The sequence below is a fragment of the Enterococcus sp. GPZ-007 genome (assembly GCF_059374735.1).
This window is the reverse complement of record NZ_JCAFYN010000059.1, coordinates 1-19,554: the sequence shown is the minus strand read 5'-3', so window position 1 is coordinate 19,554 and position 19,554 is coordinate 1. Positions and strand designations below refer to the sequence as shown.

22 protein-coding genes are annotated in these 19,554 nt (G+C 38.3%); 13 read left to right on the top strand and 9 right to left on the bottom strand.

All coding sequences use genetic code 11. The annotated features are described in order from the left end of the window. The first annotated feature begins 172 nt into the window (after nucleotides 1-172). Nucleotides 173-664 (top strand): hypothetical protein, encoded by a 492-nt coding sequence (locus AC4J95_RS19435; protein ID WP_494551273.1) that lies wholly within the window; start codon nucleotides 173-175, stop codon nucleotides 662-664. Beyond that, the gene (locus tag AC4J95_RS19430; RefSeq protein ID WP_494551272.1) at nucleotides 657-833 is read left to right on the top strand and encodes a hypothetical protein; all 177 of its coding nucleotides are present in this window, start codon (nucleotides 657-659) and stop codon (nucleotides 831-833) included. The genes AC4J95_RS19435 and AC4J95_RS19430 overlap by 8 nt, the downstream gene beginning before the upstream one ends. A gap of 59 nt (nucleotides 834-892) precedes the next feature. Here AC4J95_RS19430 and AC4J95_RS19425 read toward each other — a convergent pair whose 3' ends face one another. The 7 genes from AC4J95_RS19425 to AC4J95_RS19395 all read right to left on the bottom strand — a co-directional run bounded on the left by AC4J95_RS19425 (nucleotide 893) and on the right by AC4J95_RS19395 (nucleotide 5,074). Then, complete coding sequence (locus tag AC4J95_RS19425; RefSeq protein WP_494551271.1) at nucleotides 893-1,690, bottom strand: peptidoglycan amidohydrolase family protein; 798 nt, start codon at nucleotides 1,688-1,690, stop codon at nucleotides 893-895. A gap of 14 nt (nucleotides 1,691-1,704) precedes the next feature. Then, entirely contained in the window at nucleotides 1,705-2,136 is a 432-nt protein-coding gene (locus AC4J95_RS19420) for a phage holin family protein (protein ID WP_494551270.1), read from the bottom strand. A 116-nt stretch (nucleotides 2,137-2,252) separates the two neighbouring features. Next, nucleotides 2,253-2,873: a DUF2922 family protein gene (locus AC4J95_RS19415; protein WP_494551269.1), complete on the bottom strand. Its 621-nt coding sequence runs from the start codon at nucleotides 2,871-2,873 to the stop codon at nucleotides 2,253-2,255. A 45-nt stretch (nucleotides 2,874-2,918) separates the two neighbouring features. Continuing rightward, on the bottom strand, nucleotides 2,919-3,302 hold the full coding sequence (locus AC4J95_RS19410) for a hypothetical protein (protein ID WP_494551268.1): 384 nt from the start codon (nucleotides 3,300-3,302) through the stop codon (nucleotides 2,919-2,921). Between the two features lie 66 nt (nucleotides 3,303-3,368). Then, nucleotides 3,369-3,590 (bottom strand): DUF2922 domain-containing protein, encoded by a 222-nt coding sequence (locus AC4J95_RS19405; RefSeq protein WP_494551267.1) that lies wholly within the window; start codon nucleotides 3,588-3,590, stop codon nucleotides 3,369-3,371. A gap of 260 nt (nucleotides 3,591-3,850) precedes the next feature. Further along, nucleotides 3,851-4,054 (bottom strand): DUF1659 domain-containing protein, encoded by a 204-nt coding sequence (locus AC4J95_RS19400; RefSeq protein ID WP_494551266.1) that lies wholly within the window; start codon nucleotides 4,052-4,054, stop codon nucleotides 3,851-3,853. Between the two features lie 294 nt (nucleotides 4,055-4,348). After that, complete coding sequence (locus AC4J95_RS19395) at nucleotides 4,349-5,074, bottom strand: hypothetical protein (RefSeq protein WP_494551265.1); 726 nt, start codon at nucleotides 5,072-5,074, stop codon at nucleotides 4,349-4,351. Between the two features lie 548 nt (nucleotides 5,075-5,622). Here AC4J95_RS19395 and AC4J95_RS19390 point away from each other — a divergent pair. From AC4J95_RS19390 to AC4J95_RS19365, 6 genes are all read left to right on the top strand, one after another. After that, nucleotides 5,623-6,729, top strand: a complete 1,107-nt coding sequence (locus AC4J95_RS19390) for a tyrosine-type recombinase/integrase (RefSeq protein WP_494551264.1) — start codon at nucleotides 5,623-5,625, stop codon at nucleotides 6,727-6,729. A 689-nt stretch (nucleotides 6,730-7,418) separates the two neighbouring features. Then, entirely contained in the window at nucleotides 7,419-8,663 is a 1,245-nt protein-coding gene (locus AC4J95_RS19385) for a hypothetical protein (RefSeq protein ID WP_494551263.1), read from the top strand. Continuing rightward, nucleotides 8,654-9,868 carry a hypothetical protein gene (locus tag AC4J95_RS19380; RefSeq protein ID WP_494551262.1) on the top strand — a complete coding sequence of 405 codons (1,215 nt, stop codon included), beginning with the start codon at nucleotides 8,654-8,656 and terminating at the stop codon, nucleotides 9,866-9,868. Before AC4J95_RS19385 ends, AC4J95_RS19380 begins: the two co-directional genes overlap by 10 nt. A 42-nt stretch (nucleotides 9,869-9,910) precedes the next feature. Further along, nucleotides 9,911-11,167, top strand: coding sequence for a hypothetical protein (locus AC4J95_RS19375; protein ID WP_494551261.1), 1,257 nt, complete (start codon nucleotides 9,911-9,913; stop codon nucleotides 11,165-11,167). A 195-nt stretch (nucleotides 11,168-11,362) separates the two neighbouring features. Next, on the top strand, nucleotides 11,363-12,085 hold the full coding sequence (locus tag AC4J95_RS19370; RefSeq protein ID WP_494551260.1) for a LytR/AlgR family response regulator transcription factor: 723 nt from the start codon (nucleotides 11,363-11,365) through the stop codon (nucleotides 12,083-12,085). Nucleotides 12,086-12,325: 240 nt separating this feature from the next. Continuing rightward, a complete protein-coding gene (locus AC4J95_RS19365) occupies nucleotides 12,326-12,568 on the top strand; it encodes a YjcQ family protein (protein ID WP_494551259.1) in 243 nt (80 codons plus the stop codon). 139 nt (nucleotides 12,569-12,707) lie between these two features. On the opposite strand, the gene AC4J95_RS19360 is transcribed toward AC4J95_RS19365, so the two are convergent. Then, entirely contained in the window at nucleotides 12,708-12,908 is a 201-nt protein-coding gene (locus AC4J95_RS19360) for a hypothetical protein (protein ID WP_494551258.1), read from the bottom strand. Nucleotides 12,909-13,111: 203 nt separating this feature from the next. On the opposite strand from AC4J95_RS19360, the gene AC4J95_RS19355 reads away from it, so the two are divergent. After that, nucleotides 13,112-13,258, top strand: coding sequence for a hypothetical protein (locus AC4J95_RS19355; protein WP_494551257.1), 147 nt, complete (start codon nucleotides 13,112-13,114; stop codon nucleotides 13,256-13,258). Nucleotides 13,259-13,489: 231 nt separating this feature from the next. Here the strand turns inward: AC4J95_RS19355 and AC4J95_RS19350 are convergent, their stop codons facing one another. Next, nucleotides 13,490-14,026: a TetR/AcrR family transcriptional regulator gene (locus AC4J95_RS19350; RefSeq protein WP_494551256.1), complete on the bottom strand. Its 537-nt coding sequence runs from the start codon at nucleotides 14,024-14,026 to the stop codon at nucleotides 13,490-13,492. A 124-nt stretch (nucleotides 14,027-14,150) separates the two neighbouring features. On the opposite strand from AC4J95_RS19350, the gene AC4J95_RS19345 reads away from it, so the two are divergent. The 4 genes from AC4J95_RS19345 to AC4J95_RS19330 form a co-directional block, all read left to right on the top strand. Beyond that, nucleotides 14,151-15,191 carry an SDR family NAD(P)-dependent oxidoreductase gene (locus tag AC4J95_RS19345; protein ID WP_494551255.1) on the top strand — a complete coding sequence of 347 codons (1,041 nt, stop codon included), beginning with the start codon at nucleotides 14,151-14,153 and terminating at the stop codon, nucleotides 15,189-15,191. 3 nt (nucleotides 15,192-15,194) lie between these two features. Beyond that, on the top strand, nucleotides 15,195-16,142 hold the full coding sequence (locus AC4J95_RS19340; protein ID WP_494551254.1) for an alpha/beta hydrolase: 948 nt from the start codon (nucleotides 15,195-15,197) through the stop codon (nucleotides 16,140-16,142). Nucleotides 16,143-16,947: 805 nt separating this feature from the next. Continuing rightward, nucleotides 16,948-17,688 carry a helix-turn-helix domain-containing protein gene (locus AC4J95_RS19335; protein WP_494551253.1) on the top strand — a complete coding sequence of 247 codons (741 nt, stop codon included), beginning with the start codon at nucleotides 16,948-16,950 and terminating at the stop codon, nucleotides 17,686-17,688. Nucleotides 17,689-17,979: 291 nt separating this feature from the next. After that, nucleotides 17,980-19,554, top strand: a 1,575-nt coding sequence (locus tag AC4J95_RS19330; RefSeq protein ID WP_494551252.1) for a hypothetical protein, incomplete at its 3' end; no start/stop codon positions are given.

The following is a 19,554-nucleotide window of genomic DNA, read 5'->3' as shown; positions in this document are numbered from 1 at the left end:
CGTTCAACGCTTCCGAATAGCAAAAGTTAATGTAATACCACATATAACTACGCACAGCTCTCTTTCACTCTTCAAAGTTCTGATAGCTCTCTTGATAGAACTTCTCTTCAATAGCTATGATTTTTATTGCTCTCTAAGTGGATATGTGGAAAACTTATAAAGGGGGGATTATATGTCGATAGGTATGTATATAGCTAGTTTTTATGATTTAAAATTAAAGAATTCATCAGACAGCTCGGAATTTTTTTCAGTAAACGATCTAAAAAAATTCGATAATTATGCCGATCTTATTTCTACTTTTAAAGCTAACATGGGGATTGATATAAAAGAAATTGATCCTACTGAAAAAATTTTTGTATTTCTTGATGGATCAGAGGAAAGCTTTTCAATTAAAAGAGAGAAAGATGTTGGAACCATCAATGAATACACGACTAAGCCGTTTATTTATTATGTAGATATCTTTTCTTGGAAAAGTTTTTATGGAGAATTTGCGCAGCTATTGAAAACGATTAATGCTCCTTTTGATTTATGGTTGATTTGGGAAGGCAAGTATGAGGTCAATGATTTAAAAACTGTCGAATTGCCTTCTATAGATCCGTTAACATTAGAAAGAGTATTTGGTCTTGATGACTATTTAACTCCTATTGTAGGCATTTATGAGTAAAAAAGGATTCCTAATTGCCATTGGTGATCATTATTCTGATTCAGATGGTACTCATGCGACATCGATCGCTGGTTTACTATGTGAAAAAGAGAATAGCTTTGGGATCAGGGGGATGCTGAACGAGCCAAGAAGTATAAATGCTGTGGTTTTATCGGACGCTACTGTATAACATAGCATGGCAACACCTGCAATTCTGAAAAAATCGCAGGTGCCGTCATCTTCTTCTCGTTAAACCCATCCATCATTCAATCTTTTCTGCATCACCTTCACGCAATCAGAGATTGGGCTGATCATGCCATCGGGTGTCGTACCCATTCTTTTTTGCAGCGCGAGACAGGTGATAGGACCGAAGTTGCGATCTGAAGGCACAGCTAAAAAGGCTTGGAGGGCGCGGATCATATTGGAGCCGCCATGACCGAATTCAACAGAAGGGATAGATTGGTTCGCGCGGTTTTTGACCTGACCGCTGATGATCCCATCTTTGGTTCCGCAATTCAAGATTTCCTGTAAGCGTCGTGTGGTGGCAGGGCCCCAAGAGCCATCGATGGCAAGGATTCGTTGTTGGCTACAATCTTCGCTGGGACCAGCGACTGTCGCGTTTTTCACACGAAAATAGCGAACTGGCAAGCCAGAATAATCCCCCATCCAGCCGATTGCTTTGGTGACAGCGATGTTTTGACAGCCTTTGGAATAGGTGCAATGTAGTGCATCCCCATGAATATCACCCAAGAAAAAGCCGGTATGCCCAGATGATCCCAGCGATGCGCCTTCATGACCTGCGATCCAAAGATCCCCACGACGAACCTCCCAGCGTTCGATTTCCTCTAGCAATGTTCCATTCAATCCGAAGAGCGTTTCGGTGTTGCCGATGTAAGCGTCACTGGGGAGAAAGCCCGCTGCTATCAATGCGCGGAAAGCAAAGCTGGAACAATCCATCGAGTGAGCCTCTAGCCGTCTGGACATGGAATAGCAGACCCTTCCCCGTAAGTCCAGACCATACTGTAAAGCAGTTTCTGTACTAGGCATGTGCTTCACCCCCTTCACTGGATATTATTTTCCTGATCGTCCTTATCAGGGAGCTTCCCAACATCCCGTTCAAAGACTCGCAGCCATTTCTGCAGCCACGTGATCTTCAGTCCGAATTCATGGGCATTTTCCAAAATTGAACCGATCTCGTACACAATTAATAGCACAGTCCAAATCAGCGCCACATTGATTGGCAGAGCAATCCCCACCACTGGTGCAATCTTGTCTAGTGCCGCCGCGCAGATGATGGTGGAAAAGGTGATGAATTTGGTAAACAGGCCATAGAGATTAATGGAAGACACCCACGTGTGGCTTTTCAGAGCTTTGATGTAGCCGGTCGTTAAGTCTAAGCCGACCATTGTTAGAAAAATGCCCATAATCGGCAAGCTTCCACCGAATAGATAGGCAGCAAATGTTCCGACTGACGCGATCGTTAAAAATTTCATAGACATCCCTCGCTTTCTAATTTATTGGATTGCCACCTGCGATTACAGCCGCAGGTGGCATGAAACCTTCTTTTCTACGCAGTATTTGGTTTTCAATGATCGGATTTGTTCGCGTACTATTCTCGCCAGCTGGTTGGCGGACCTTCTTTGTTTTGTTTTCTTATTCTGTGAACCCAGCGGAGCAGCATGTTTTGTTCCTTTGTACTTTGGTCGAATCGAGTCAAGTCATGGGGTGAGGAAGAGGGGTGTTTCTCTCGCTCATCTCCTGTTTTCGATTGAAGAAGTGACGCTTTTCCTGCTGTTAGAACGACTGCTGATTTTTCTTCCGTGTCAATTGTGGTTAATTGTTTAAAATAGCGGCCATGTGGTGTCATCCTCGAATAAGGGGAGGAAGGTTCCGTTAATGGCGCTTTTTCCTCCTGTTCTGCCACATCCCTCACTTCGAAACAACGCACCTCCGCACAGGTGGTTTCCTGAGGCTGTTCTACTTCAGGCTGAGCCGACTCTGGATCATGCTCTGGGTCGAAGATCAGTCGCTCCTTATGAACCAACGCTTTTATGGTGACAACAGAGTCAAATAGTTTTACGCCATTTTGTTCAAAGATGTTTAAGGTCGATAAGAGTTCGCAAGCTTCTTTGATCTCTGAGTCAGACAAGCTGGGGTCCACCTCTTTGTAGGTCCATTTATGGGTGCCGCCATCGCTTTTGCCGAATGTCGCAATCAAATCCTGGATCATGTTTTTCTGTTCCTTTCTCAAAAGTTTCTCTGCGTTGTTTATTCATCAAGGTTCGCTGGTTTCTTCTGGACGGACAAGTGAGATTAAGGAATGGACAACAGAAGCGATTGTTTCACCAAAGTTTCTCAATGGAAAGACACGTAAATTCAAGCTCTTCCATTCAGGCGTGATAAAGTAGTCCTCGAAATAATAAAAGAATCGCTTCATGGTTTTGGTCGCTTTGGTATTCATAAACAAGTGGCGGACAAGATCCTTCAGAATGTGGTCAAACTCTTGCGCACCAAGCTTGAAGCGCACCCGTAAAGCAAGGATATATCTTAGGGTCAAACTGCTGTTTTGTGTTTCTTGATAATAGGTCATGATACGTGTTTCCAGTGTTTTGGCGGTCAAATGAAAAACTTGATAGTGCGTCAAAAGCGGCTCATTCATCGGTTCTCATCCTTTCTTTTTCACGATAGAGGAGAGCGGCTGTCAGACCGCTGCTCCTTGAATGCTTTACTTCGAATCAAAAATGATGCGTTCAGTCGTTTCGACATACTTCGCACTTTCGACGGTACTGAATAGCTCCGCACCGTCCTTATAAAAAAGCTTGACTTGCGTGAGACGCTGTAACAGGCTTTTGACCTCTGCGTCTGTTTTTTGAGGGTCTGGATCGTTGAAGCTCCAAGACTGACTTCTGCCAAAGCTGTTTCTAAACGTAGCAACAATTTTTAACATCTTACATTCTCCCTTCTAAGTTATTTCGTACCGCTTCGATCAGTCCACTAGCGCGTTTGTTCACAGACGAGAAAGCCAACGCAGGTCAGGAACAATCGCTGAATGGTCTATGCAAAAAGATGAACATGTTGAGCGTAGAGCGTTTCGTGGGACTGATGGAAGCAAAGCCTTCTCCGCTTAATTGGAAATGTCGATCGTATTTTTCCTCCGATTACAGCTCGTGTGACGAACCCGCCGAAGCAGGTCAGTAACACTGCACATTATTTGGTATAGCGTGATTGAGTCGTTAAGATCACGCCATACAGGTCGCTGCCTTCGGGGGATAGCTCCGTCATGATCGCTCCTAGTTCAAGAACTTTTTCTTCTTCTGGATCATCAATGACATTTGGAAAGGTGACTTTTTTCATCTTGTCTGCTCCTGAGTCAATCTCTACCTGTAATTTGTTGCCGATCTTTTGGATCATCCTGATTCCTCCTTTTTTGTTTGTTGTTCCGGCCGGTGACTAAAAGATAAAGCAATTCAAAAAAGATTGCGAATCGCAATTTTGCATTTTACCCCCCAATTTTGCAGGTTTTGAACACAAGATTAGGCTTTCTAACACCAAAACAGGTAAAATTAGGGGGTGAAAAACCAAATTGCAATTTGACAAAAAGAATGAAGAGGATATAATGTAAGGGTTTTCCTTATTTTGCCTTCTTGACTAAAAAAAGAGCAGCCAACGTGTCTGAAACGTTGGCTGCTCTTTTTCTATCCAGGCTTAAAGCCACTGAATATGATCAATAGCCTCAGGATTATCAATGAGTTCTTCACAGTGATGGAGGGAGTAGAGTTTTTGATAGAGCTGGTTTAGTTCACCTAACGAGGTATAGAAGCGCGTCAAGGTTTTACGGTTCTTCAAGCTGTTCGCAAATGGCGTATTTGGCAGCGTCAAGTAGTCAGAAGGAATCTTGCCCTCGATGACGAAATGAAAATTCCCGCGGCGAATCGTCGCAAGAATGAGGCAGGCGATCTCTGCCCGAGTGATGATGCTGCGGCGTTGAACCGGCAGCAGTAAGTTCGGCCCATCTAACAGATCTACACAATAACGTCCTTGGATGCTTTTCAAGGCAAAGATTTTTAGTGGATTCAGCCAGATGGTCTGAGTTTTCCCTTCTAACGGAGCCAGCGCAAAAAACGGACAGATCCAAGGAAACTTGTATTGACCAAAAGAACCGACATCCTTCAGGCAATTGGCGAGAATTTGATAGTTGGGGAAACAATGGGCGGTAGAATAAAGCTCAAGTATTTTCAACGCATCTAGTTCACTGAAAAACGTCTGGTTTTCAGAAAAAATAAGCATGCCTGTTTGTTCTGGAAGTGGGATCAAACAGGAGATCTCCTGAATTCTTATTGGATCAAAGGGCGCGGCATTTGCTACGTAACGCTCCCATAAAGGGGACCACTCTCTGTCATTCAAACAATCAGATAAACGAATCGTACTCATACAAAACTCCTCCTTCAGTTTTCAACTATGCTAATCGTTGTTCACTGAAACTATAATGGAAATTCTTATGACTGAAAAGTTTTAAAATTTTAGATAGAAAAAAGAAAAAAATAAAAACATGAATTGTTTGATATTTTATGATTTTGAAAAGAAAACAGTGGGGGACTTATTTTTAACTGTGTACAGCTATGATCGGCTAGGGAAGCGGTCATTAAAAAGACCATGAATTCAATAGGAATGCAGCAGATTTCCCATTTTAGCTAAAAAGAGGGGATTAATTATGATGTTATTTTTATATGAATTTTCTCTTATTTTTGTGAATAACAAGATAAAAAATATCATAAAACTGTATTTTGTGTTAAAAAAGTATTTCCAACAAGTGCATTCTAATATATATTAGTATAACAATCAATGTTTATTAACATTATTATTTGTTTCGATTCGTTTTTTTAATAATTGATATTTTTCTATTATCCAGATTAGTAATTAGCGGCAGATAAACTACGAGTTTGTATGCCGTCAAATAAGCCGTCAAAGGAGAAGTGAAAATGCGCAGAGGAGAAAATATTTATCGACGAAAAGATGGACGTTGGGAAGGGCGTTATATTAAAGGTCGAACGATACTTGGAAAGATCAAATATGGCTATGTTTATGGCCGCACCCTGAAAGAGGTTCGAGAAAAGCTTTATCCATTAAAAATTCAATATAAAACCTATCAAGAAATTCGCGGTAGCTCTAGCATCCCATTAGAAGAATGGGGATATTACTGGCTAGCGGATATTCGAATGGACGTAAAACCAACGACCTATTCAAATTATCGCTACAAGTTGAAAAAGTATGTTTTCCCAGTTATCGGAAATGTTCCTTTAAATGAGCTGACCGAAGAAACAGGGCAAAATCTTCTTACTTCTTTGCAGGAAAAGAAGTTAAGAAAATCAACGATTCAAGTAATCTTTCGAATAGTCTCACAATGCTTGAATGAAGCAAAGAGAAAATCTCATGTAAATGAAAATCCCTTTGCCAGCATCAAATTACCAAAAGAAAAAAAGAGAAAGAAACGTTCATTGAGTCGCAAAGAACAAAAGCAATTAGAAAAAATTGCATTAACAGAAAAAAAAGGAACTGGACTTCCAACTTACTTATCCTTGCATACGGGATTGAGAATTGGTGAAATCTCAGCTTTGCGTTGGTCAGATATTGATTTTGAACAAAAAATAATTCATATCACTCACACGTATCAAAGAATTCAATTAGCGAATGATGGGTATCGGACACAGCTAGTATACGACAGTTCAAAAACAGAGGCTTCAGTTCGATCTATCCCAATGTCTGATAAAGTAAGAAAACTATTGCTCAAACACAAGGAGAATTCAACCAGCATGTTTGTCTTTTCCAACAAAAGCAAGCCGATTGAGCCTCGGTTGTTGACCTATCATTTTCATCGCATCAGAGAAAAATGCCAATTAACAGACATCCATTTCCATCAATTGCGCCATACATTCGCGACACGTTGCTTAGAAGCACAGAGTGATATTCTGTCTGTTAGTGCACTCATGGGACATTCATCTACACAACTGACACTAGATACTTATGCTGACTCACTAATGGAATCCCGCTTTCAGGCAATCTATCAGATGGAGAATATGATTCGATAGAAAACAATCGAAAAAAATTTTGAAGTTCAAAAAAATGGACTCCCTTTTTTTCTTTTTTTTTAGAAAACGATTACAATTCGATCAAGTATATCTCATTTTTCTGTTTCCAGTGAGGTTAATTTTTTTTAAACTTTTTTGATTTCACAAACATTTCATTAGCCGTCAATCTCCGTCAAGTATTAGCGCTAATCATTGATATAACAACGTTTTTAAGATGTAACTTAGTTTTCACAAGACTAAGAAATTCCTTGTGTATTTAAAACCTATTATTCTCATTATGCAGAAGGGGTTGCCTAAGATTTCTTTGTGACGTCTGGGTTCAATCATTTTTATCAATAAAGTCAACTTCGATGCATATAGGGGGATTACACGTAATTTGACAACTATTTTATACATGAACAATGTTTTTTTATCTAGAAAATCTGGTTCACAAGAAAACATGGTAGTAATTATTGAGAATAATAAATAAAGATACTTTAATAACCTTAGAAAATAAAATCATTTTAGTTTTCTATTTTTTTGAAGTTAATTATACAAAAACTTTAATCGTAGTTTAATAAATGCTATCATTAAGATAATTATTATATAATAATTGCGTTCTAGTAATAAAGAAAGATACGCTTTCGATTGTGAATGTTACAGTTGTATAAGTATAATTAGTTATTTTTTGTTGAAGGAGTAAAGAGTGAATGAACGAGGTTGTTAAAGCAGTGTTTGATGGGATGTATGCCTTTTTACTAAACTTCTTGCTCTTTAATTTGGTACTAATTAGGAAAAAGAAGAGCTTCTTAGGCTTTTTATTTTGGTTACCTATTTGTATGGGGGTAGCATATATCTCATTGGTCAATAATTGGGTGCCTATATTTAAAACATTAATTATTATGTTTGCATCTCTGAGATTATTTAGAGGAACGATACCGAATAAAATAATGGCTATAGTATTAGTTGTACAAATAGGAATGATCCTAGATTTTTTTCATGGTGTGATATTGATGCTGTTGGTAGCAGACGGTCAAGGATCGTTCATAGAACATATCGTTTTAATAGTACTAATAGGACTCAATTTTCTTCGCCGTGGGAAAAGTCCACTAATCCAATACTTTGATAAAAAATACATGTTAGTTTGGTTTTTGATTACATTAAACATTATTCTGTTTTCTAGTGTTGTCACAAGCATGGAGTTTTCAGTCCAAATGAAAGGTATTATTTTAACCATTTTAGTCTTATCTAGCGGCATCAACATCTATTTCTGTTACTACTTAGAAAAGACACGAAAGATTTTTGAAGAAAATCTTGTCATTAGTAAACAGGTGGAATTCCAAGAAAATAAACTCGCACAAAATAAGGCTTACTTGGAAAAGAATAATCGGCTAATGTATGACATTAAGAAACACTATTTAGAGATTGAACATGCGATGGAGGAAAACCAGCTTGATTACGTGAAGGAATACATGAAAGGTGTCTACCAGCAATACTTCACTGCCAGTGATGCCACTTTTACTGGCAATCAAGTTATTGACAGTATGTTCTTCTCTTTGCAGGATCAATGTGAAAAAGAAGGGATTCAATTAGAAAATACGATTCACATTGATAGAACAATCAATCTCGATGAAAAAGATTTAGCAGTTTTACTAGGCAGCCTATTTGATCGTGCAGTGAAAACTGCTAATCAAACAAAGCTGGATAAAACAATCAAGGTGGGGATGAAAACAGAGAACCATCATCTCATCATTGCCATCGATTATCCTCAAACCGCTGAGGAATTAGGAATGGAACTGCCGAAGCGAACTGTTGAACAATGGGAGGACACTCAAATGATTCACCGGATCGTGGAGAAGTACCATGGGATGTATGATGTGAAAGAAAATTCTTCCATAAAAATTTTCTTACCCATTAGTACAAATAAGAATTATCGAGGTGAGATATGCTGTTAGAAGCCTTTCTTCATATACTTAGTGCAGTATTATCTTTTTTGGTGATGACCGTACTATTGAATTTGCTATTAGTTAGAAAAAAGTCGATTTTACCAATCCTTTTTTCTTTAGCCATAAGTTTAGCTCTTACATACGTTTCAGTTGTTAATGAAGGGGCTTCAGCTGGTAGAACATTTATTACAATGTTCTTTTTGGTCATATTTGCTTTTAAAGGAACATTGCCAAATAAAATTATGTCCATAGTATTAGTGATTCAGTTAGGAATCGTTTTAGATTTTTTTCACGGAATAGCAATCATGATATCCATCCCAATAGGATTTACTTTTTATATTGAGATAGTAGCGACACTCATTTTGTTAGCTCTAAACTACCTTCTGCAAAAGAAAAGACCACTCATCCAATCTTTTGACAAAAAGAACATATTAGTTTGGATTTTAATTACACTAAATTTTGTATTATTTACGTCTGTTGTAACAAGCCTGGAATTTTCCAACCAAATGAAAGGTATTATCTCAGCTATTTTAATATTAACCAGCGGCATCAACATCTACTTCTGTTACTACTTAGAAAAGACACGAAAGCTCTTTGAAGAAAATCTCGTTATTAGTAAACAAGTCGAATTCCAAGAGAATAAACTAGCACAAAATAAGTCTTACCTAGAAAAGAATAATCGGTTAATGCATGACATTAAGAAGCATTACCTAGAGATCGAACATGCGATGGAGGAAAACCAGCTTGATTACGTGAAGGAATACATGAAAGGTGTCTACCAGCAATATTTCACCGCTAGTGATGCCACTTTTACTGGCAATCAAGTCATTGATAGTATGTTCTTCTCTTTGCAGGATCAATGTGAAAAAGAAGGGATTCAATTAGAAAATACGATTCATATTGATAGAACAATCAATCTCGATGAAAAAGATTTAGCAGTTTTACTAGGCAGCCTATTTGATCGTGCAGTAAAAGCTGCTAATCAAACAAAGCTGGATAAAATAATCAAGGTAGGGATGAAAACAGAAAATCATCACCTAGTAATTACCGTGGATTACCCTCAAACTACTGAGGAACTACTGCCTAAGCGAACTGTTGAACAATGGGAGGACACTCAAATGATTCATCGAATTGTGGAGAAATACCATGGCATGTATGAAGAAAAAGAAGAACAAATGATGAATGAAATGAAGATTCTTTTACCAGTAAAATAAGTGAACGATGGACTAAGGAAGAATGAATTGAGGTGAGAAGGAATGTCTTTTGAAATAATAATTAGTAGCATGGTAAATACATTTTTTTATCTAGCAGTTGTTCTTCTGCTGTTCAATTTATTGCTCATTCGAAAGAAAAGAAGCGTTTTTGCTTATCTATTGCTTTATGTGATATGCTTTGCGATTGCTCAAATACTATATATGTCAGATGGGGTATCAGCTGTTCGAACACTGGTGATGATCTTTGGGTCACTTATTTTCTTTTTCAAGGGAACGATTATAAATAAAGTGATGGCAACTGTTCTACTGATACAAGGGGCAGTCGTTCTAGAGTTTTTCCATGCGATTGCCATTATGTCCTCTATGACTGTTCTAGAGTATAGCGAAATGGAATCGTCACCATCATCAGAGGTTTACGTGGAAGTTATTGTAGTGATAACTCTCTTTGTCATCAATTATTTGCGTCGAAACAAGAAGCCTTTGATTCAATACTTTGATAAGAAATATGTGCTGGTGTGGCTCTTAGTTTCATTGAATCTATTATTGCTTTTAAGTGTGGTTACAAGCCTAGAATTTTCGAATCAGATGAAGGGGCTTATCCTAATCATTTTGATTCTTGCCAGCGGCATCAACATCTACTTCTGTTACTACTTAGAAAAGACACGAAAGCTCTTTGAAGAAAATCTTGTCATTAGTAAACAAGTCGAATTCCAAGAGAATAAACTAGCACAAAATAAGGCCTATCTAGAAAAGAATAATCGGTTAATGCATGACATTAAGAAGCACTATTTAGAGATCGAACATGCGATGGAGGAAAACCAGCTTGATTACGTGAAGGAATACATGAAGGGTGTGTACCAGCAATACTTCACCGCCAGTGATGCCAGCTTTACTGGCAATCAAGTTATCGATAGTACGTTCTTCTCGCTACAGGATCAATGCCAAAAGGAAGGCATCCACTTAGAGAATACGATTCACATTGATCAGACAATCACTCTGGCTGAAAAGGACTTAGCTGTGTTACTCGGCAGTTTATTTGATCGCGCGCTACAGGGAGCCAGATTAAGTAACGATGATCGAGGAATTAAGGTGGACATGGCAACTAAAAATCAACATCTCGTCATTACGATCAAATACCCTAAGGAATCGAACCATGTTTTACCAAAGGAAACCGTGAATCAATGGGAATACACCCAGATTATCAGCCGAATTATTGAAAACTATTCAGGGATGTATGAAGCAACCAGTGAACAAGAGCTGAACACCATGAAGGTTATCCTGCCAATAAAACAAGCATAACCATTATGAATCAAAGACGCACAAAAAGAATTCAATCAGGAAAAGCGTTGAGGGGATTCCGTTGAGTGTTCTCCTTCATTTTTTTCGCACAAAAAATGTCAAATGGATGATGCAGTATCAAGTGGCAGTTGTTTTTATTGTATCGCTACGTAAAAGAGCGATTATTACCAAGAATGAGCGTAATGGAGTGTTGACATGATTAATATGATGATTTGTGAAGATGAGTCTCGCTATCAGGAACAATTAAAGAAGATGCTGATCAAGCTGTCTTTTGTGATGGAGGTAGAGTTTCGGACCCATAGCTTTGTGACCGCCGAGGAGATGCTTCGCGCATATGAACAACGAACGAAGGAGTTTGACGTTCTCTTTTTGGACATTGAGCTGCCAGGGATTAATGGACTAGAGGCTGCGAAGCGTTTGCGTCAAGAGTACGGGTATGATGGACAGCTGATTTTCTTAACGAGTCATAGCGAACGGATGCAGGATAGCTTCGAAGTCGGTACGAATCAATATCTAGTGAAGCCAGTAGTCTATGAGGAGTTCGAAAAGAAGGTCCGACCGATTATTACGAATCTGACCAAGAGCAACCAACGTCTTCCGTTAGAGCTTGTTTCGGGGGGGCTTCAATTGGTACCTATCAACAAGATTCTTGCGATTCATTCCAACACTCTAGGCAGAAAAGGCGGTGTGGTCGTCCAGACGACGTCAGAAGAATTCTCTGCCTATGGGAAGATGCAAGATTTTATTGATGATCTAGAAGAAAAGCATTTCTTTCGCATTCATAAGCAGACGATCGTTAATTTACAGCAGGTCGTATTTTTTGATGGGGAGCATGTAGGGATGACCAATCAGCAGACCTTAAAAGTCAGCCGAAATGTCAAAAAGAAATTGAAGGAACGGATCATGAAAACTCTTTGAGTCATTTGTGAGAATAAAGACAAAGGAATGAGACCGATTTTCTGAATTTTTGTGAGTCATCCTCCCATACATAAGAGCTGTTATAGATCGCTAAAAGAATGGTGAGGATAGGATGATGAAACGTTAGGACTTACAATAGCAGACAAATGAGAATTTTGTTGGAAAAGAAAGAAATTGTGAAATAACCTTCAAATTTATTTTTTTGGTGTTATTATGATTTTCCAGAAAGGGGGGCATACGATGGAACTAAGAACATTAGACAAATCGATCCTAAACGAGATCGCAAAGAGAAATTTTCACAATTTGACGCATCACTTTTTCGATGCATCCAAAACAGAGTTTGAACAGAGCATTGACACGCTAAAGGAGCATGGTCTTATCCAAGGGAACATCTTCAGCAGCAACGGCTCGATCAAAGAACAATTCCGCTTTTTTTTCTTAATGGAAAAAGGCGAAAGTTACCTAAGCGAACAATTTACATAGACCGGTTTTTTTGTCATGCTCTATGTAAGTGGTCGTAGCTTGAAAAAAATGATTTGATCAAAAAAAAGGATATCGCGCGAATGATTGCGGGATATCCTTTTTATAGAATTGGGTCATTCTAGCCAATTATTCGTACGATTTATTTGTAGTAGGTCACAATGACTTTATCGCCTTCAGCGCTTTTTCCTTCCTTCCCTGTACCCTTTAATCTTAATTCTTCCAAGTTTTCCTTGACACTGTCATAGTTTGAATGAAAAACATCATTATTGCTAATGACAAGATAGCCGGCATCCTCTAATTTTTCTCTATTCTTAAACATAGACAGCAGAATCAGAATCATCCGTTTTTCCAGCAAGAATTTACGGAATCGCCCAAAGTTGTCGAAACTTTCTCAACCGTGACAGACTTGCCCTTGTCGATGGGTCTTATTATACTTGCAGCAACCCTGCCGCTTTGATATCCAATATGTAAATTGACGAGTTATAAATCGCTAGTGTAAATGGAGCTATAGAGTAGAAAAATTTTTTGAATGGAGAAGAATATATGAAGGATCGTTTAGCAAAATTTGTTATTGTGTACTGTATTCAGGATGTTGGTTTTGAAGGAAAGGCAAAAGATAAAATAGTCACATCTGATTACATTGGGGCATTGAACTCTATTAAAGTCACACAAGATAAGATTGGAATTTAAATCTATTTTAAAGGCGAGTTATACAAGTCTTTACTACCTCATAGTGAATTGCCATTAGAAGATATCTTGGTTCTATTTAATTATCGGATAGAAGCACATAGGAGATGTGCGAGAAGACGAAGAAGAGGAGTTCCGCAAGCGGATAAAACAATATGAGTGAAGATTCGTTTACAAACATCTAGTGCACCGGAATAGTGTGTCCATCGATTTTGAAAACCACACCCTGCCCCTTTATCCACCAATTTTTACAGTAATTTTGGTCAATAAATCAATCGAAGTCTTTTTATCGTTTTTGATCCATTCAATCATCATATTATATAAACCAGCTGAAATGAAGCTGTTCCAATAAAAAGCGTATTCTCCTTCAAAAGGAATGCTCCGTACGTTATCCAAATAAAATTGCGAAACAAATTTCGTGAATTCTCTGATTAACAAATTTTCCGCACCGCTTTTGATTAGAACTTCAAACAACTCAGTATGCTGATCAACGTATTCAAAAAAGGCACGTGTAATTACAACCGGGTCTTTTTGCGGTTGATCCGATAAGTACTGATAAAATGGTTGAACATAACTTTTGAAATAGTCAATTATCACTTCATCTTTCGAATTATAATTACGATAAAATGCCATTCTGGAGATACCGGCTTTTTTGCAAAGCTCACTAATAGTGATGTTAGCAAATGGTTGATCCTTCATTAATGAAAACAATGCAATTTGTAAGCTCTCTTGACTTAACCGACGCTGCTCTTGATCGTATGAATTAGCCATAACAAATTCCTCCTAAATGTAACAGCTAGAAGCCCTGTACTTGACCACTGACTATTGAGAGTTTAACATGCCATTATAGACGTTACAAGTGAAACACCCAATAAAGTAAAAGAAGGTCTTAATTATGCCAAAAACACTTCAACAACCAATCAATAGTCCGTTCACTATGAAATCAAATTCAGAACAAGTCATTAAGGGAATCGATCTGACTGGGAAAACTGCCATCGTAACTGGTGGCTACAGCGGTATTGGGTTACATGTTACTAAAACTCTTATCAAAGCTGGTGCCCATGTGATTGTCCCGGCTCGAACTTTACAAAAAGCCAAAACTGCTGTAGGTCATCTTCATAATGTAGAAATCGGTATTTTAGATTTGATGGATTCCGATTCAATCGACAAGTTTGCTACCGATTTTCTAGCGACCAATCGCCCGCTAGACCTTTTAATCGAAAGTGCCGGCATTATGTTTGCTCCTTTAAGAAGAGATGCGCGCGGAAACGAATCTCAACTTTCTACCAATTATTTAGGCCATTTTCAGTTAGTACAACGCTTATATCCAGCTTTAAAGGCAGCGAAATACTCACGAGTAGTGGTGGTCACGTCACGAGCACAAAGCTGGAATGGTTTTGATTTTGACGATCCTAATTTTGTGAAGCGTGAATATAACCCCCGAACTGCTTACGCCCAATCAAAAGTAGCAGATATTTTAATGGCAACAGAATTTGATAAACGCGCTCAAGCCGATGGAATTCGTTTTTTTGCGGCCCATCCGGGACTAGTCCCAGGAACTGGTCTCGGGCGTTTCGTGACAAACAGTCAAGCGACTCAAAAAGTCGGCTCGTTTCTAATGAATGACCTAAGATTTACGCATCTAATTAGTCTTAAAAATTCAATTGCTGCCAAATTACACGGTCAAAAAGAATATGACTATTTCAAAACGGTCAGTCAAGGGGCTGCTTCCATCATCTGGGCTGCGACTAGTCCTTTACTCAAAGATAAAGGTGGTGTTTTTGTCGAGGATAACAATATCGGTACTGCTGTTACAAATGAGAGCACATCAAAATTTGGTGTTCGTCAGTGGGCAATCGATCCCCTTACTGCTAATAACTTATGGGATTTGGGAAATACTTTAATTCATGCACAATCAAATAATGAAAGAAGTTAAACAATGAAACAGAAAAGAAAAATAATCATCCTAACCATTATTCTTGTAATTCTAGTAATTTTAATCGGTGGAGGTACTTATCTCTTCAACTTCGCAATCGATGCCCAACCACCTACACCTACCAGTCAAGCTGGCAAAGATATCGTTTCGCAGACCTTTGCCAAAGCTCGTGACGATGGTGCCACTTGGTTAAAGAAGGAAAACGCGGAAACTTTGTCTTTAACCGCTAAAGATGGAACAGACCTTCAAGGTTATTATCTTCCAGCAGAAACAAAATCAACTAAATTAGCCGTTTTAGTTCACGGATATCGTTCTGATGCTACGATGATGGGTGATTACGGCAAATACTACCGTGCACATGGATTCAATGTCTTTATGGCTGATAATCGTGGCCATGGTAAAAGTGGTGGCAAGTATGTTGGAATGGGCTATAAAGATAGTCAAGATTACCTTCAGTGGATAAACTTATTGTTAAAAAATAAACTACCAGAAAATACTAAAATCGTTTTACATGGTATTTCAATGGGTGGGGCAACAGTTGCTATGATGACTGGCTCGAAAGATTTACCATCACAAGTCAAGGTAGCCGTGGATGATTGTGGTTATACCTCAGTCATGGATGAATTTGGTTACCAGATTACACAAATGTTTCACTTACCCAGCTTTCCACTCTTAAATATTGCCAGTCTTGAGTCAAGAGTACTTGCAGGTTATTCCTTCGAAGACGCAAATCCAAGTGAAGCCGTCAAGCATAGTAAAACACCGACTTTATTTATTCACGGCGGAGAAGATGATTATAATCCCACTTGGATGGGCATTGAGAATTATCAAAACGAAGTCGCTGAAAAAGATTTATTCATTGTCCCCTCCGCAGAACACGGATTATCGTACTATGTTAATCAATCAGGCTATGAGGCAAAACTGACTGAATTTATTCAAAAATATCTTTAAACATTTGGAAAAGATTTGTGATTGATTTTCGGAATTCTGGCGGACGATAATCAAGCCCTTTCGTCCAACTTATTTACTCGGGAAACAAATAAAAGCTACACTAGCGGATTTAACCACAGCTGTTACAATATTTTTAAAACAAAGTGTGCGAGAACAACGTTTACCTTTCCAACCAAGTAAAGAACCCATTGAGAGTGTTATTGCTCGTTATGAAGTAGAAAATGGATTAACAACAAAGGTTGATTCAGTAAAAGAACTGATGGAGCATTTAAATGCTGACGATTGAGTAGCATACAAGAACTAACTAGAAAATGTTTTTTTAGTTATAAAAGGGAAGCTTAATGAAAATTAAAATTCAAGAAATGATTTTTATTCAAATTACGATTAAAAGTGCAGCGACGGAGGAACTAACATAGCAGCTGATTGGAATACATTCATTTTATGCATCCAAAATAGAAATCGAAGAGAGCATCGACACGCTAAAAGAGCTGGGGTTCACCAAGTCAACATCTTCGGTAGTAACGGTTCGATCTAAGCGACTCCCTTTCATATATAATCATTCAGATCACTCCCCGCGAGTGGCCTTTTTTTTGTTCTTCTATGACTTTATCCATGTGCTTTTATCATGTTCAAGGAGTTTGTTAATCATTTTTATGTTTTTTCTACGAAATAATTACATGATAATAGTCGTTTTTGACACGTCAATTGCAAAAATCAATAAATTAGTAATTATAAATTATGATAAATAATATATTCCGCCATTACATATTGTAGCAGCGCAGAGAAGCAAAAGGAGAGGAACAACATGGGACCAATTCTATTATTAACCAAAAATATTCTAGCGGAAGAAGAGTTTCAAAAGAAATTACAGCGCTTGAACTATGAAGTCTTTAGTTCAAGCAGCTTGTTAACCAAAAAAGGGATGCAGAGTGAGTTTTTACATTTTTTTAATTTGTTCTACTGCACGATCATTAGTGAGACGGTTTCTGATATTGAGCTTCAGTGGCTGTTACCGATACTCAATAAATCTTCAACGATCGTCATACGAAAAAATGATCATTCCCTTGAAGCTGAAGGACAAGACATTCGAGTGAATTTTTGGTTGTCTAATGAATCAAGCATCGAAGAGCTTCGAGAGACCTTGATGCGTTCGAGCAATCATGAGTATGGCCGACAAGAAGCGGATCGATTCTCAGGCGGAATTCACACAATGGACTTTGATCAAAGGGACAGGCGTTCTACGAGGTCCTTCTTCAGCACGATGGAAGGACGGCTTCTGGATGAACTATATGAAGCAAAAGGAGAAGTCGTCTCGCGCGAAGAGTTGTGTGTAAAGATCTGGGGCGGTGAGATCACGGATTCCAAGATGGCGATGCTCTCAACAGCTGTCAGGAAGCTGCGAAACAAACTGAGAAAAAAAGGGTATCCCGATGAGACGATTCTTACCACTTGGGGAAAAGGCTATCGACTTTCACAACGTTTTTATGAAATTTTTGATCAAGAGCAAAATATGACAAATGAGCGAACTCAAAACCAAGCGCTCTGACAACCAACGATTTCGTATCACAGTATCAGATGATTCCTATCATTTTTGATAAAAATTTAGAGGGAAAAGAGGGAACGTATGAGAAAAGAAATCACTTAATCATCTCTATTGATCTAGCGATGACTTTTTAAAAAAAGGTAGAAACCGCAAATGCTAACAAGAAGGAGCAATGAAATCCGTTCAATGTGCCTTTTTCAATTTAGTACTAAGGGGGAGTTGAATGAAGAAGCTCAGGAATGAAAACAACCACGTATTATTGAAACAAAATAAGGAACAACAGGAGGGAAAGAGATGAAGAAGTTCTTACGAGGAAAACTGCCTACGGGATTAGCCTTAGCAGCTATCTTAGCAAATACGTTGATGGCACCTGTGACTACAATCGCAGAAGAATTCTCAACGGACAGCAGTCAAGAGCCAAAAGTCGGTTTGCAAGACAATAATCAACAACTTGAAAACAGTATAGAAAAAACAACTCAAGAACCAAAGATCAGTCTTCAAGATATTGATACGGGTGATAAGGATACCTTAGAAGCTGACGAGTCATTCGCAGCAACCGTTAAAGGGACTTTCAGCAATATACAAGAAAGTGCTGAGAAAGTAATCACCTTTAACTTGAATAGTGACTTTGTGTTAAATGAAGACATTGAAGCACCAAGTGAAGATATTAAGGTAGAAAAAATTTCAGAGAGCAACTTTAGCGTTGACTTCTCACAAGTGGAAGAAACAGAAAAAGAATTTGAACTAAGTCTTCCTTTGTCAGTGAAGTCAACCAATGATGAAGCAAAATTGGTGCTATCAAGTGATCACACACAAGATATGTCAAAGACGTTTAAAGTGAGTCAAGCAGCGATTAAGACACAACAAGCGACAGCTGGAAAGTCAAAATCACCAAGAGCGTATGAGTATTCTACTAATCCAACAATGAGTTTTTGCTCAGGTAGCGAGGGTAGAAAGGCGACTGCCATTTTACGAAGTTCAGTAGATAACGATCCCAATGGTGAATATTATATGACGGATTCGGCTTGGAGATTCAATTTTGAAAATGTTAAGCAAGTTATCGGTCAGCCTCAAATCACTTTGTATGCGGCAAAAACAACAACAGTAAATCCAGATGCTGAATTTATAGTAGATCCAGAAAATTATGATGTTAACCTTACTAATAATCCAGACGATAAATCTACATTAGGTGTAGGTCTTGGTCCAGATAACTTTGATTTTTTTGAAGAACAAGAAGAAACATATAGTCATTTCAGGTCTAGAGAATTCTTTTATATCCATTTAAAAAAGGAAAATTTATTCGATACTTTTAGAGCAGATGTTTTAAAATCGTCTCATCAGATTTTTGTTAATATAAAAATTGATGTCATGGATTTAAATGGGAATATTGTAACGTTGGATTCAGCCACATGCGAAACTCATCCACATGCTATAGGTCTTAATCCTCCAAATATTCAGGGTGATGGAGATTTCCATATGAACTCTAAAGATTGGGATGGCTTGGAATTATACAAAAGCTCAGAAGATAATGTGGTAGCAAAAAGAAAATTTGAGGCTTACAGGTTAGCAGTAGATGGTACAGAGACTCTTTTTGATATAGTCTACACAAATGATCAGGGGCGTTTTTTGATGCCTTTAGTAAGTGGGCACGGTGCAACCCTGTTGAAAGAAGTTGTTGAAGATAAGTATGAGCCTCTACAAGTTTTGGTTTTCGGAAGTAAGATGACTGAAGAAGAACTTTCAGCATATCAAGATATCATTGATAAATTTAATGGACCTATTCGTTACCTTACTAGTACGAACAAAGCAATTGAAGTAGAAAATAGACTTCGGACTCCAGATTTAGGTAAAGTGAAAATCACAAAAGTG

Coding starts and splice junctions, on each gene's coding strand:
- AC4J95_RS19350 (WP_494551256.1), bottom strand. CDS start 14,026: ATGGCTAATTCATACGATCAAGAGCAGCGTCGGTTAAGTCAAGAGAGC.
- AC4J95_RS19335 (WP_494551253.1), top strand. CDS start 16,948: ATGGGACCAATTCTATTATTAACCAAAAATATTCTAGCGGAAGAAGAG.
- AC4J95_RS19435 (WP_494551273.1), top strand. CDS start 173: ATGTCGATAGGTATGTATATAGCTAGTTTTTATGATTTAAAATTAAAG.
- AC4J95_RS19360 (WP_494551258.1), bottom strand. CDS start 12,908: ATGATTCTGATTCTGCTGTCTATGTTTAAGAATAGAGAAAAATTAGAG.
- AC4J95_RS19345 (WP_494551255.1), top strand. CDS start 14,151: ATGCCAAAAACACTTCAACAACCAATCAATAGTCCGTTCACTATGAAA.
- AC4J95_RS19420 (WP_494551270.1), bottom strand. CDS start 2,136: ATGAAATTTTTAACGATCGCGTCAGTCGGAACATTTGCTGCCTATCTA.
- AC4J95_RS19390 (WP_494551264.1), top strand. CDS start 5,623: ATGCGCAGAGGAGAAAATATTTATCGACGAAAAGATGGACGTTGGGAA.
- AC4J95_RS19340 (WP_494551254.1), top strand. CDS start 15,195: ATGAAACAGAAAAGAAAAATAATCATCCTAACCATTATTCTTGTAATT.
- AC4J95_RS19355 (WP_494551257.1), top strand. CDS start 13,112: ATGAAGGATCGTTTAGCAAAATTTGTTATTGTGTACTGTATTCAGGAT.
- AC4J95_RS19400 (WP_494551266.1), bottom strand. CDS start 4,054: ATGATCCAAAAGATCGGCAACAAATTACAGGTAGAGATTGACTCAGGA.
- AC4J95_RS19385 (WP_494551263.1), top strand. CDS start 7,419: ATGAACGAGGTTGTTAAAGCAGTGTTTGATGGGATGTATGCCTTTTTA.
- AC4J95_RS19365 (WP_494551259.1), top strand. CDS start 12,326: ATGGAACTAAGAACATTAGACAAATCGATCCTAAACGAGATCGCAAAG.
- AC4J95_RS19405 (WP_494551267.1), bottom strand. CDS start 3,590: ATGTTAAAAATTGTTGCTACGTTTAGAAACAGCTTTGGCAGAAGTCAG.
- AC4J95_RS19370 (WP_494551260.1), top strand. CDS start 11,363: ATGATTAATATGATGATTTGTGAAGATGAGTCTCGCTATCAGGAACAA.
- AC4J95_RS19415 (WP_494551269.1), bottom strand. CDS start 2,873: ATGATCCAGGATTTGATTGCGACATTCGGCAAAAGCGATGGCGGCACC.
- AC4J95_RS19375 (WP_494551261.1), top strand. CDS start 9,911: ATGTCTTTTGAAATAATAATTAGTAGCATGGTAAATACATTTTTTTAT.
- AC4J95_RS19410 (WP_494551268.1), bottom strand. CDS start 3,302: ATGAATGAGCCGCTTTTGACGCACTATCAAGTTTTTCATTTGACCGCC.
- AC4J95_RS19380 (WP_494551262.1), top strand. CDS start 8,654: ATGCTGTTAGAAGCCTTTCTTCATATACTTAGTGCAGTATTATCTTTT.
- AC4J95_RS19430 (WP_494551272.1), top strand. CDS start 657: ATGAGTAAAAAAGGATTCCTAATTGCCATTGGTGATCATTATTCTGAT.
- AC4J95_RS19395 (WP_494551265.1), bottom strand. CDS start 5,074: ATGAGTACGATTCGTTTATCTGATTGTTTGAATGACAGAGAGTGGTCC.
- AC4J95_RS19425 (WP_494551271.1), bottom strand. CDS start 1,690: ATGCCTAGTACAGAAACTGCTTTACAGTATGGTCTGGACTTACGGGGA.